Here is a 13666-nt window from a genome sequence, read left to right as displayed (position 1 = left end):
CATCTCATAGCTTTTGCCCCTCGATCACCCACATGGTTTCGGGAAAACTCCACGGCAAGGTGACACCGTGGTGCATCAGATAGCGGCCACTGACCTCCATCGCGCCCGATTTCAGGGCCGATGGCCCACGCGACAACGCCGCCCGTGCGATTTCGTCACGGTTGGCCAGATCAATCCGGTACATCGCGTCGGGCAACAGCCCCGTGAGGCGCAAAGGACGCGGTGAAATCTGTGTCGATGTTCCGGCCTTGCCCGCAAAGACCACAAACCGGTCCTCATACATATGCTGCTCGGCCAGAACCGCAGGATCGGCGGCATCCAACCGCAAGATATCACCACGCAACATCCAGTTCCGGTTGGCTTTCCACCACGCGGTCACACGGCGCAACACGTCCGCCTCCTCCGCGCTCAACTCGCGCGGGTCCATTTCGAACCCCATGTGGCGCTGTGCCGCGACCCATGCGCGAAACCGGATATCAAGCACGCGACCGGAGGTATGGCACACCCGTGGCCCGACATGGCTGCCCGTCACGCACACCGGCAAAAACAGCGCGGCATTGTGTTGGATTTTCAACCGCTCCAAGGCGTCATTGCTATCGGACAGCCACACCCGTTGGGTGCGCTGCAAAATCCCGAAATCGATCCGCCCGCCCCCCGAGGCGCAGCTTTCAATCTCGACATGGGGATAGGCCACGCGCAACCGGTCCAACAACGCATAGGTGCCGCGCGTCTGTCCGGCGTCCGCCGCCGGCAGCACACGGTTGTGATCCCATTTGATGTATTCAATGTCGTGATCGGCCAGAATTTTGCCAATGCAGCCGAACAGGTAATCGCGCACCTCGGGCCGCGCCATGTCGAGCACCATTTGTTGCCGGCCCAGAACCTGATCCGCATCGCCCAAGGCCCAGTCGGGATGGGCGCGGTAGACATCGCTGTCGGGGTTGATCATTTCCGGTTCGAACCAGATGCCGAACGACATGCCAAGGCTGCGCACATGGCGGATGAGCGGGGTTAAACCGTCGGGGTATTTGCGCGGATCGACCACCCAATCGGCCAACGATGTGGTGTCGTCATCGCGCACCCCGAACCACCCGTCATCAAGCACGAAGCGCTCCGCCCCCAGATCCGCCGCTCGGGTCGCGATCTCTTTGAGTTCGGGCAGGCTGTGATCGAAATAGATCGCTTCCCAACAGTTGTAATGCACAGGCCGCGCACGGTCGGGATCGGGCCATGTGATCACGCGGTCACGCACGTGGGTCTGGAACGCCACACCGCACCCGTTCAGGCCCGTGTCGGAATAGGTCACATAAAGCGGCGCGGTTTCAAACGCGGTCCGCGCCTCGGGTTCGATCCCCGTGGCGTTGCCGAACTGGATCTGACGGCGCCCGTCGGGCAGCTCTTCGGCCACCATTTTATGGCCGCCCGACCACCCGTAGTGGAACCCGTAGGCCTCGCCTTTGGTATTGGTCGCACCACGGCACGGAATGATCAGGCCGGGGAAATGTTCATGGCCAGAGCGGCCCGTGTGGTTGTCGCGCACGCGCATCCCCGCCGACCACGGCGTGCGGTTGATCTGGAACTCGCCACACCACCGCCCCGCAAAATCAATCATCTCGTCGGACAATTGTGGCGCGGGCAAAACCGGAGCCGCCAACCAGTTTACAGAGAACGGCTGCGCACCCTCCAGACCGGCCCAAAGCGTGATCACATGCGTTTGCGGGTCGATCGCCGCATGGGCGCGGTAGGTCAGCCCGTTCCCGTCATCGCGAAACGTCAGCGTCAGCGCATCGGGGCGCGGCGCGGCGCTCTCGAAGCGGAACACCGGCAAGACCGGACGGCCGGTGTCATCACGCAGCTCCATCCCCGCCTGCCCCGAAAAGGTGCGACGCGCCTCGGGACAGATCGACAGCGCGGGCGTGACGTCAAGCATCCCGCCCGTGACATCAATCTCCTGCGCCGCAAACAGCGTCTCGAGGTTCTCGCCATCGGGCAAACGCGGCCCCCAATAGATCGCCTGTGCGAGGTGGCCATCGCGCACCCCCAACACGAGGGTTTGACGGGCATCGTCCAGTCGCCAACATTGGATCATTTGACGGCTCCAAGGGTGAGACCAGCGATAAAGTGGCGCTGCATCAAAAAGAACATCAACACAGGGGGCAAGGCCGCCACAATCGAGCCTGCCGACAGCATTTGATAGGCCACACCGAACTGCGCGTTAAAACTTGTGATCCCTGCCGTGACGGGTTGGGCTTGTGGCCCTTGTGTCAGCACCACGGCCCAGAAATAGTCGTTCCAGATAAAGGTAAAGACCAGAACCGACAGGGCCGCGATGGCGGGTTTCATCAACGGCAGCACAATGTGCCAGAAAATCTGGAATTCGGTGATGCCCTCAACCCGCGCGGCCTCCACCAGTTCGAACGGCAGCGCCCGGATAAAGTTGCGCATGAACAAGGTGCAAAACCCCGTCTGGAACGCAACATGGAACAAAACAAGCCCCAGTTTGGTGTTGTACAGCCCCATATCCACGGTCAGATCGCGGACAGGGATCATCAAGATCTGAAACGGGACAAAATTGCCCGCGATGAACAGAAAAAAGACCAACAGGTTGAATTTGAACCGGTAAATCCCAAGCGCAAACCCCGTCATGCACGACAACGCCACGGCGCCGATCACGGTGGGGATGGTGATCATGAACGAGTTCAGGATGTAGCGCGGCATCGGGCTGTCCATGAACACGCGGCCATAGTTTTCAAATCCGGCAAAACGCGACGGCAGGTTCCAGTAGTTGCCTGCGGTGAAATCCGCCGCGGGTTTGATCGAAAACAGCGCCACCGCGATCAGCGGCAACAGCCATGCGACAAGGGCCACGGGCAACAGGCTCTGGTAGCCGATCTGCCATGTGCGCGATGTTTTTGCGAGGGGGGTGGGAAACATCTTAGCGCCCTTTCTCTTCTTGATACATCGACCACAGGAAATAGGCGATGAAGCACAGCATGATGAGGAACAACACAACGGCAATCGCCGCGCCGTAGCCCATGCGGAAGCCGTATTCCGACAGCGCCTTTTCGAACATGTAAAAGCTCAACACGCGCGTCGACCCGAACGGCCCGCCATTGGTCATGATCGAGATCAGGTCGAACGAGCGCAACGCGCCGATGATGGTGACCACAAAGGCGATAAAGGTCGCGGGTTTGAGCTGTGGGATGATGATGTGCCACAACATCCGTCCGCCCTTTGCGCCGTCCAGACGCGCGGCCTCGATCTGTTCGGGGTCCACCGCGTTGAGGCCCGTCAGATACAGGATCATGCAATAGGCCGTTTGCGGCCAAAGACCCGCCGCGATGATGCCATAGGTGGCCAGAGCCGGATCACCCAACACGTTGATCGGGCCAAGGCCGACAAGGCCCAGAACCGAGTTCAACAGACCGAAATTCGGATCATAGAACCACGTAAACACCAGACCCACCACCACTTGTGAAATCACAAACGGAAAGAAAAACAGGGACTTGTAGATACGGATGCCGCGTACCGTCTGGTTGAGAAACAGCGCGATGAACAACCCCGCAGGAATGGCGAGCAAATAGAGCAGCAGCCATTTCATATTATTGAACAGCGACACCGAAAAGGCGCGGTCCGCCATCAGTTTCTCATAGTTGCGGGTGCCGACGAACTCGGCCTCGCCCAGACCGTCCCATTTGTAGAACGACAGGCTCACACTCTCGATGATCGGATAGACCACGTAGAGTGTGAAAAACAGAATGCCGGGCAACAGGAACAACCACGGGGTCACTGTTTGCCTGTTTCTATGATACCAACTGCGTGGCCGCGGCGTCACGGACGTATCGGTCATACCTGTCTCCTCCGGTCCCAAGTGAAAACGTCTGCACACAGGCGTTTTCAGTCGGGGTGATTATTAGGGGTAAAAAAGCGGGGCAGCCAAAGCCACCCCGCCTGATCATTGCTTTATTCAGCGATTTCGAGGCGCACAGCCTCAAGGCGCTCAAGGATGTCGTCAAGGTTATCCGGGTAAACCATGAACTCTTGCAGACCTTCCATGCCCGCAGCCGCCATTTCAGCCGAGAAGTCGCGATCAAAGAACTGGGCAACACCGCCGGGGGCGTCGTTGGACAGCATGTTGAACCCTGCTTCAAGGAACTTGTCGTCATCCACCGAAGACGCCGCGTTCACAGGCAACTGACCCAACGCATCGCCGGCGTTGATCATGGTCTGGTTGTCGGCGGATGTCACAAAGCGCAGGAACTCGCGTGCTGCTTCCTTGTTCTTGGCATTCGCAGGAATGTGGAACGTGTCGGTCGGCGCATCTTCGGCCATGGCAACACCCTCGCTGATCGCAGGGAACTGGTAGAACCCGAGTTGATCATCGGTCAGGCCACCCTCACGCAGGTGCGGCACCGCAAAGTTGCCCATGAGGTAGGCCGTTGCCTCGCCTTTGATCATGAACGGCAATGCCTCTTGCCAGCTATAGGTCTGGTGGTCGGCCACAAAGGCCCCCATGTCGATCAGCTTGCGCCAGTTGGCAAAGGTGGCGCGCACGCGCTCGTCGGTCCACTCGACTTCGCCACGGGCAAGCGCCATGTGGAAATCATAGCCGTTTGTGCGCATGTTCATGTAGTCGAACCAACCGCCGGCTGTCCAAAGGAACTTGGACCCGATGGTGTAGCACGCGCGACCGGAGGCCACGATTTTCTCACAGTTTGCAAGCTCTTCGTCAAAGGTGGTCGGAACCGACAGGCCCAATTCCTTAAAGATATCTTCGCGGTAGTAGATGCCCCACTGGTAGTAGGTATAGGGCACGCCCCACTGTTTGCCGTCGATGGTCATCGCACCCTTGGTCGAGGCCAGATCGGCGAATGCAGGCTCGGCCCACAGATCCGAGATGTCCTCGAACAGGCCGGCGTTCACGTATGGCCCCATACGGTTTGCCGCGTACCAGTTGGCCACATCGGGCGCATCGGCGGTCAGGAAGTTGCGGATCTGGGTCTTGTAGGCTTCGCGGTCGATGATTGTCAGCTCGATATCGAGATCGGGGTGCAAGGCGCCAAAGCGGTCGACCATGCCCTCCATCACGGCGCGGGGCGCAGGGTTCGACATGTCGGAGAAGATTCTCAACTCGCCCGACAGGCCCTCGGCAAAGGCCGCGCCGCTCATCATCGTGGTTGCCGCCAATCCGGCCAACATCAGTTTCTTCATGGAACGCATAGTGTCCTCCCTTTACGCTTCCGTGCAGCCCACTTGACCCCTACCGTAAGTTTCATATAGTGGAACTGCGTTTCTAATATTGAAAACTAAACGCGAATGACTATAGTCTTGTCAACAGTTTCCTAGGATCACCTGGGCGAGGGAGGGAAAATGCAGAGCAAAATAGACGGAACCGTGGGCAAGGCCCTCGCCGTGCTCGACGAGGTTGCGCACTTTGGCCGCCCTGTCCGGTTCAGCGATCTGTTGGCCACAAGCGCCTACCCGAAGGCGACGCTCTACCGCCTGCTGCAAACGCTCACCAACCAACGCATGTTGTCGCATGACCCCGACACGGGCATGTATACGCTTGGCGTGCGCCTTGTCCGACTGGCCCATGATGCGTGGCGCACCAGTTCCCTCGCACCGATCGCACGTCCCTATCTTGATGCTTTGTCAGAAAAAATTGGCGAAACAGTCCACTTGGCACAACTCGATCACGCACAGGTCATCTACGTCGACAAACGCAATGCCTTGCAACCGCTACCGATGTATTCCGAAGCGGGAAAAGTCGGCCCCGCCTATTGTACAGGCGTTGGCAAAGCGATGATGGCCTACCTGCCCGAGGATGAATTGGCGGGTGTTTTGGCGCAACAATCATGGCACCGCTTTACCGATGGCACATTGACCGACGCCGCCGCGCTCCAGGCGGAACTTTCGGCCATTCGCGCGCGTGGCCATGCCTATGACCGCGAAGAACACGAGCTTGGAATCATCTGTGTGGCACTGCCGATTCGCAGCGAACGCGGACGGGTCCTTGGCGCGATCTCGGTGACCTCATCGACACTACGATCCTCGCTCGACACCCTCGATACATTTGTGCCGCTCATTCGCGACACAGCCGACCACATCGCACGAGAGGCGCAAAACTGGCGTTTCCCGGAAACAAAAATGACCGCCTAGGGAGGACCCAATGACAGGTGTAACGCTACAGAACGTAATCAAGAAATACGGCGACATACAGGTGATCCACGGCGTTGACCTCGAGATCGATGACGGGGAATTTTGCGTCTTTGTCGGCCCGTCGGGCTGTGGCAAATCCACACTTTTGCGCATGGTCGCCGGTCTGGAGGAGACCTCGGCCGGCCAGATCGTCATCGGGGAACGCGATGTGACCCGCATGGAACCCGCAGAGCGCGGGGTGGCGATGGTGTTCCAGACCTACGCCCTCTATCCGCATATGACGGTCAAGGAAAACATGGGGTTCGGCCTGAAAATGAACGGCTATCCCAAGGCCGAGATCGAGGCCAAAGTCGCCGAAGCCAGCCGTATTCTCAAACTCGACGACTATCTCAAACGCAAACCCTCCGCCCTCTCGGGCGGCCAACGCCAACGCGTCTCGATCGGGCGGGCCATTGTGCGCGGCCCCGAGGTGTTCTTGTTCGATGAACCGCTGTCCAACCTTGACGCCGAATTGCGCGTCGAGATGCGGGTGGAAATCGCGCGGCTGCACAAAGAGATCGGCGCGACGATGATCTACGTGACCCACGATCAGGTCGAGGCCATGACACTGGCCGATAAAATCGTGGTGCTGCGGGCGGGCCGGATCGAACAGGTCGGCGCCCCGCTTGACCTCTACCGCGACCCCGACAACAAATTCGTCGCGGGCTTTATCGGCTCGCCCTCGATGAACTTTTTGAACGGCGTGGTCGACAAGGGGGCGGTGCGAATCGACGCGTTGGACCGCACCATTTCCGTGGCGATGCCCCTGCCCGCCGATGGCACCGCGGTCCATGTCGGTATCCGTCCCGAGCAATGCACCATCACCCGTGACGGCCCGCTCACGGTCGATCTGTCCGAGGCGCTCGGCGGCGTCAGCTACACCCACGTCGTGACATCAACGGGCGAAAAGGTCGTGGTCGAGGAACGCGGCCTTGACCGGATGCGCGAGGGCGATCCTGTGTCGCTCGATTTCGATCCGCAAGATGTCATGCTGTTTGACGCCGCCACCGAAGCGCGCCTGCGCTAATCCCGACGACGGGAAAACGTGTCCCTCCGCGCCGGCCCTCGGGCGCGGAGGGACATCCCTTGTGACGCGCCGGGATCATGGACATCGCGGGCAATCCCACGTATCGCAGAGCAGCCCAAGCGTGAGAGCCCGCCATGACGATGCCCGCAACGACACCGACCTACCCAAGCCCGATCCTGTCGCATCGCCGCGCCGATCTGGCCGTGCATCTCGTCGGTCTGGGCCTGATCCTCGGCGCGGGCAGCGTGCTGATTTTCAAGGCCGCACACACCCTTGACCCCGCGCTGATCGTGGCGGTGGTGGTCTATGTCGCCTGTGCGCTCACCTCCAACCTCGCCTCGCTCACCTATCATTTCTCGCCGTTCCATCGCCACCGCACACGGTTGCGCCGCATTGATCACTCGGCAATTTATCCAAGCATTACAGGTACATTCACGCCGTTCTTTGTGCAAGCAGGGACCACATGGTCGCTCACTTTGCTGTGCATCTGTTGGGCGCTGACAGCGGTGGCGATCTGGAAAAAAATCACCAACGCAGCGGTCAAGTCAAAGTGGTCGACGGCCTCCTACCTTGGCCTCGGGGCCATCGGGTTGTGTGCCGTGCCAGACCTCACAGATGTGCCGGCGGCAACCGTGTGGTGCATCCTTGGCGGGGCCGCGAGCTATGTCATTGGCACGGGGTTTTATGCCCGCAAATCCATGCCGTTCCGCTATGCCATATGGCACATCTGGGTCAATTTCGGCGGCATCGCGATGTTCGCGGGCCTCTGGTTGGCGCTGTTTTCGTAACGGCGACGCCCGCTACCGTTGCGTCCCACTCCGTTCCGACCTGGCCCGATTGCGAGGGATCGCACACCGCAGACCTTGCGCCACGGGGCGCACACGGATAGTTATAGCACTATAACCTTTACGGAGGATTCGCTATGACACACCAGACTGACACATCCCCCCCCGCCCGCCGCTGGCTCAAACCTCTCGCCGGTTTTGCCATCCTGTTTGGCGCAATGACGCTCTTTTCAGGCGGCAGCGTCCTTTTCGGACCCGCAGCATCCCACACATGGGCGGGCAACTACATCGGCTTTGTCGTCTGGTTCAATTTCGGCGCAGGGGCCGCCTATATCGTGGCGGGCATCGGACTGTTGCGCGGCAAACCGTGGGCCGCACGCCTTGCCGCGTTGATTGCCATCGCCACCGCCATCGTCGCGGCAGGATTCGCAATCGTGGTGATGCGCGGCACCCCGTTCGAGATGCGCACAGTCGGCGCGTTGGGCGTCCGCTTTGCCTTCTGGGCCATAACCGCATCCCTCGCGAAACGGGCGCTGCGCCCGTGACACAAACGCGCAAATCATCCCCCGACCGCAAGGCCGAAATTCTGGCCACCACCCTCGATCTGGCGTTCGAGGTCGGCCCCGATCACGTCACAACGGGACGGATCGCGGCGCGGCTCGGGTTGAGCCAACCCGCGATCTACAAACACTTCCCCAAAAAGGAAGACATCTGGCACGCGGCGGCCCGCACGCTCTGTGCCCGTATTCGCAACAACACCCGTGCGGGTATGGACCCGGCCGTGCCGCCGTTGGACAATGTGCGCCATCTGGTGCTCGGACATCTGCGCCTTGTGACCGACACGCCCGCCCTGCCCGAACTGATGGTGACACGCGACCCGACGGGGGCGCTGACCGATGCCCGCCGCGACATTCAGGCCGCCGTCACCGGCTTTCGCGCCGCCCTCGTGGACGCTTTGACACAGGCCCGGTCGGCGGGGCATTTGCGGGCGGACCTTTTGGCCGAAGACGCCGCGATACTGGTGTTCGGCATCATCCAGAGTCTGGTGTTGCGCCTGATTGTGACCCGCAATCCGGCCCCGCTTCTGGACGACGGGGCGCGCCTTCTCGCGCTCCAACTGGCCCTTTTTGAAAACGAGGACGCCCCGCGATGAAAACCGGTTTCAAATTGGCGTTTATCACGCTTCCGATCACGGCAATCGGCATCGGCACTCTGGCCTTTATCATCGCCAACAGCCCGACGCCCGATCGCACCGAATTGACGGAACGCGCCACGGCGGTGCGGGTCGTTACCGCCGAACACCACACCATCGTGCCGACGATTGTGGGCTTTGGACGGGTGACGCCTGCGCGCACATTCGAGGCCATCGCCGAGGTCGGGGGAACGGTTGATGCCGTCAACCCGCAGCTGCGCGACGGTGCGATTTTGCCCGCAGGGGCCGAGGTGCTGCGCCTGTCACCGATTGATTTCAACCTCGCCATCGCACAGGCCAACGCCAATATCCGCTCCGCTCGGGCTCGGTTGGCCGAACTCGACGTGTCCGAGGCCAATCAACAGGCGATACTGGCGATCGAGCGCGATGTGCTTGCGGTGAAAACGGCGGAACTGGCACGGGCGCAGACGTTATTTGCGGCGGGAACACTGACGCAAACGGCGCGGGATGCGGCACAGGCCGCCCATCTGGCACAGCGTCAAAAGGTGCAAAACGCCGAAGGCACACTGGCCCTCATTCCGACCCAACGCGCGGTTCAAACCGAACAGATCGCCGTGTATGAAACCACCCTTGCCACCGCCGAACGCAATCTGGCACGCACCCACATAACCCTGCCGTTCACCGCGCGGGTTGCGGCCCATAGCGTCGAGGTCGGACAGGTCGTCAAAGTGGGGCAAACCACCGCCCTGTTTGACGGGATCGACACCGCCGAGATCGAGGTTCAGGTGCCGATGACGGCGCTCCGTGACCTGATGCGACCGCATCCCGCGCCCGAAGCGGACACCTCCGATGCCGCCACCACCACAGACCAAACCGCGCCCCTGTCCGTTGACCCGACCCACATGACCGGTGCGCTACGCGATCTCGGGCTGACGGCCCGGGTGCAGCTGCGTCTGGGCCGCGATGTGGTCACATGGCCCGCCTCGGTGGACCGGATCAGCGATGGCATCGACCCCCAAACCGGCACCGTCGGCGTGGTGGTTCAGGTGGACGCCGCCTACAGCCAGACCGCGGTCGGCACCCGCCCGCCCCTGACCAAAGGCATGTTTGTCGATGTGATCCTGCAGGCCGCGCCCATCACGGGACTTGTGGTGCCGCGCAGCGCCCTGCACGGGGAGGCACTCTACACCGTGGACGATGCCAACCGGCTGCGGATCACCCCCGCGACCCCCTATCTGGTTCAGGGGGATATCGCCCTGTTCATGCCAACGCCATCCGGCACCCTGCCCGATGGCAGCCGGATCGTGCTCGCCACCCCGACCCCCGTGATTGCGGGGCTGCTGCTCGATCCCCATCCCGACACCGGTTTGATGCCGGACCTTCTGGCGCAGGATGCCCGCCCATGATCCGGTTCTTTGCGGCCCACCCGACGATTGCCAACCTGCTGATGATCCTGTTTCTGGCCGCCGGTGTTCTGGTCAGCCCCTCGTTGCTGCGCGAAACCTTTCCGCACGCGGAACCGAGCGAGGTCGAAATCAACGTCCCCTACCCCGGCGCGCGTCCCGAAGATGTGGAAACCGCGATATGCGAGCGGATCGAGACGGCTCTGGACGCGGTCACGGGGATCGAGCGCCACGCCTGTGACGCCCGCGAAAACGCCGCCCGCGCCGTGGTACGGATGCGCGAAGGCGATGATTTTCAGGCCTTCGTGGCCGAGGTGAAATCCGAAATCGACGCCATCACCGACTTTCCCGAACGCGCCGAGGCCGCCACCACCAGACCACTGGGCCTCACTGATTTCGTCGCCTCCGTCGCCATCACCGGCCCCACCTCGCGCCGCGACCTTCACGCCTACGCCGATCAAATCCGCACGGATATGAGGCGGTGGGGCGGCATCGACCGCGTTGATATCCGCGGTTTTTCCACGCGCGAATTCCAGATCGACCTGCGGGCCGCAGATCTTCGGAAATTCGGCGTCTCCGTGGCGGATGTCGCCCGCGCGGTTCAGGCCGCCAGTCTGGAATTGCCCACCGGATCAATCGAGGCCGCAACCGAAACCCTGTTGATCCGCGTGGACGAGGAACGGCGCACGCCCGACACTCTGGCCGCACTCATTGTGCGCTCCACCGCGCAAGGCGGCGTGGTGCGGCTCGGTGACCTTGCCGATATTACCGCAGGGTTTGCCGCCGACGATGACGTCATCACCTTTGATGGCAAACCCGCCGCGATTCTGGACATCACCAAAACCCGCGCCGAAGACAGCCTGCGCACACTCGACGCGCTCAAGGCCTATCTGGAGGCCGAACGCGCCCGGGCCCCCGCCGGCGTGACCCTGACCATCACCGCGGATGGCGCATCGGTGGTGCGCGAACGGCTCACCCTCGTGATTATCAATGGCGCACAGGGATTGGCGCTCGTGTTTGCGGTGCTGTGGTTGTTCTTTGGCTTTCGGTTTTCGTTCTGGGTGGCCATGGGCTTGCCCGTCTCGTTTATGGGCGGCGTCGCTCTCATGGGGCTTGTCGGCTACTCGCTCAACCTGATGACGACACTGGGACTATTGATCGTGATCGGCCTGTTGATGGATGACGCCATCGTCATTGCCGAAAATATCTCGCGGTTGCGCGAAAAGGGGCGCAGCGCTCTGGACGCCGCCGTCGAGGGCGCCGCACAGGTGTTCCCGAATGTGGTCGCCTCCTTTGGCACCACCGCGATGATTTTCGGATCGCTCGCCTTTTTGTCGGGCGATCTGGGCGCGGTGTTGCGTGTGGTCCCTGTTGTGATGCTGTTCGTTCTGATGGTGTCACTGATCGAAGCCTTTCTGATCCTGCCCCACCACCTGATCCACAGCCTCGAAGTCTCCGACCATGCCACGGGCATTCGGGCGCGGGTCGAGGCATTTGTGAACTGGACCCGCGAACGTGTTGTCGGGCCACTGGTCGATCTGACCATCCGGTGGCGCTATGCCACGGCGGGGGTGTCACTTGCCATTTTGTTGATCTCGGCCAGTATGTTGGCGGGCGGCTACCTCAAATTCACCGCCTTTCCCGAACTGGACGGCGACACCATTGTCGCCCGCGTCCTGTTGCCCCAGGGCACGCCACTGTCGCGCACGGACCAGATCGTGGCCCGCCTCGAAACCGGCCTGAACGCGGTCAACGCCACCTTGAGCCCCGCGCAACCCGACGGGGCGGCGTTGGTGCAACATGTCTCGGTCTTTCACGGCGTCAATCAGGACGCGTTTGAAACGGGGGCGCATGTGGTCACGGTCAGTGTCGATCTCCTGGCTTCGGCGCAACGGGTCTCAAGCCCCGATGACATCATGGCGGCATGGCGCGACAGTGTTGGCCCCGTGCCGGATGTCATCAGCCTGAAATTTGCCGAAAGCACGATTGGTCCGGCGGGGATCGCGATTGACCTACACCTGAAAGGCGATGACCTGACGGCCCTGAAATCCGCCGCCCTCGCGCTTCAGGACTGGCTCTGGCAATACGATGGCGTCACCTCGGTTCTGGATGATCTACGTCCGGGCAAACGCGAATTGCGCGTGACCCTCACCGATGCGGCCGGACCGATGGGGATCACCGCCGCGATGGTGGCGGATCAACTGCGGGCCGCCTATTTCGGCACCACAATCAGCGAGCTGCAACTCAACGGCAATCTCGTCGAAGTGACCGCGCACCTGACCCCCGATGATCGCAGCAACCGCAGGGTATTTGACGATTTCACCCTCACCCGCGCCGACGGATCTTACGTGCCGTTGCGCGTTGTGGCCGATGTCACCCTTGGTCAGGGCTACAGCCGGATCAACCGCGAAAACGGGGTGCGCACGGTCACCGTTCAGGGGTCGATCGACACCCGAACCGCGAATGCCAACGCCATCGTGGGCGACACCCTTGAGCGGTTCATCCCGACGCTTCTGGCGCAATACCCGAGCGTGTCACTGGATATCGAGGGCCAGAATGCCGAGGCCACCACAACGCAAAAATCCATGCTCAAAGGGTTTGTGATCGGGCTGTTGGGGGTGTTCTTGCTGCTGAGTTTTCTGTTCCGGTCCTATTTGGAACCCATCGTGGTGATGCTCGTCATCCCGCTCTCCCTGCCCGGGGCCATTTTCGGCCATATGGCAATGGGACTGGATTTTTCGATGCCAAGCATGTTGGGGTTCATCGCCCTTGCCGGTGTCGTGGTGAACAACTCGATCCTGTTGGTGGATTTCGTCAAACATGAACACACCGGCGCGACAAGCGTGTCGCAGGCCGCCGCCCGCGCGGCACGGGCGCGGTTCAGAGCGATCTTTTTGACCACCACCACAACCACGGCGGGGCTGTTGCCGATTCTGACCGAGACCAGTCTACAGGCGCAAATCCTGATCCCGTTGGTGGCCAGTCTGGTGTTTGGCTTGCTCAGCGCCAGTGTTGTCGTGCTGTTCGTTCTGCCTGCGATTTACGCCATTCTGGATGATCTCGGCCTGAGCACTCTGGCCAAAGCGGCGTGATGTAACCC

General features: G+C 61.3%; 11 protein-coding genes. 7 read left to right on the top strand and 4 right to left on the bottom strand.

Annotated elements, in window-relative coordinates; all coding sequences use genetic code 11:
• Positions 1–4 precede the first annotated feature (4 nt).
• The 4 genes from ACN0Q0_RS12200 to ACN0Q0_RS12185 form a co-directional block, all read right to left on the bottom strand.
• The gene (locus tag ACN0Q0_RS12200; RefSeq protein WP_417243675.1) at positions 5–2089 is read right to left on the bottom strand and encodes an alpha-galactosidase; all 2085 of its coding nucleotides are present in this window, start codon (positions 2087–2089) and stop codon (positions 5–7) included.
• Positions 2086–2934, bottom strand: coding sequence for a carbohydrate ABC transporter permease (locus tag ACN0Q0_RS12195; RefSeq protein WP_417243674.1), 849 nt, complete (start codon positions 2932–2934; stop codon positions 2086–2088). Before ACN0Q0_RS12195 ends, ACN0Q0_RS12200 begins: the two co-directional genes overlap by 4 nt.
• A 1-nt stretch (position 2935) precedes the next feature.
• The gene (locus ACN0Q0_RS12190; RefSeq protein ID WP_417243673.1) at positions 2936–3850 is read right to left on the bottom strand and encodes a carbohydrate ABC transporter permease; all 915 of its coding nucleotides are present in this window, start codon (positions 3848–3850) and stop codon (positions 2936–2938) included.
• Positions 3851–3963: 113 nt separating this feature from the next.
• The gene (locus ACN0Q0_RS12185) at positions 3964–5220 is read right to left on the bottom strand and encodes an ABC transporter substrate-binding protein (protein WP_417243672.1); all 1257 of its coding nucleotides are present in this window, start codon (positions 5218–5220) and stop codon (positions 3964–3966) included.
• Between the two features lie 150 nt (positions 5221–5370).
• Between ACN0Q0_RS12185 and ACN0Q0_RS12180 the strand changes: the two genes are divergently transcribed.
• From ACN0Q0_RS12180 to ACN0Q0_RS12150, 7 genes are all read left to right on the top strand, one after another.
• Positions 5371–6159: an IclR family transcriptional regulator gene (locus ACN0Q0_RS12180; RefSeq protein ID WP_417243671.1), complete on the top strand. Its 789-nt coding sequence runs from the start codon at positions 5371–5373 to the stop codon at positions 6157–6159.
• 10 nt (positions 6160–6169) lie between these two features.
• Positions 6170–7225, top strand: coding sequence for an ABC transporter ATP-binding protein (locus ACN0Q0_RS12175; RefSeq protein WP_417243670.1), 1056 nt, complete (start codon positions 6170–6172; stop codon positions 7223–7225).
• 134 nt (positions 7226–7359) lie between these two features.
• Positions 7360–8013, top strand: coding sequence for a PAQR family membrane homeostasis protein TrhA (trhA, locus tag ACN0Q0_RS12170; RefSeq protein WP_417243669.1), 654 nt, complete (start codon positions 7360–7362; stop codon positions 8011–8013).
• 134 nt (positions 8014–8147) lie between these two features.
• A complete protein-coding gene (locus ACN0Q0_RS12165) occupies positions 8148–8555 on the top strand; it encodes a hypothetical protein (RefSeq protein WP_417243668.1) in 408 nt (135 codons plus the stop codon).
• Positions 8552–9163: a TetR/AcrR family transcriptional regulator gene (locus ACN0Q0_RS12160; RefSeq protein ID WP_417243667.1), complete on the top strand. Its 612-nt coding sequence runs from the start codon at positions 8552–8554 to the stop codon at positions 9161–9163. Before ACN0Q0_RS12165 ends, ACN0Q0_RS12160 begins: the two co-directional genes overlap by 4 nt.
• Positions 9160–10569, top strand: a complete 1410-nt coding sequence (locus tag ACN0Q0_RS12155; protein WP_417243666.1) for an HlyD family secretion protein — start codon at positions 9160–9162, stop codon at positions 10567–10569. The genes ACN0Q0_RS12160 and ACN0Q0_RS12155 overlap by 4 nt, the downstream gene beginning before the upstream one ends.
• Positions 10566–13658, top strand: coding sequence for an efflux RND transporter permease subunit (locus ACN0Q0_RS12150; protein WP_417243665.1), 3093 nt, complete (start codon positions 10566–10568; stop codon positions 13656–13658). The genes ACN0Q0_RS12155 and ACN0Q0_RS12150 overlap by 4 nt, the downstream gene beginning before the upstream one ends.
• The last annotated feature ends 8 nt before the right edge of the window (positions 13659–13666 follow it).

The organism is Celeribacter sp. (assembly GCF_048259695.1).
Lineage (GTDB): Bacteria > Pseudomonadota > Alphaproteobacteria > Rhodobacterales > Rhodobacteraceae > Celeribacter.
The sequence above is the reverse complement of the archived record's forward strand: the minus strand, read 5'-3'. Positions and strand labels throughout refer to the sequence as shown.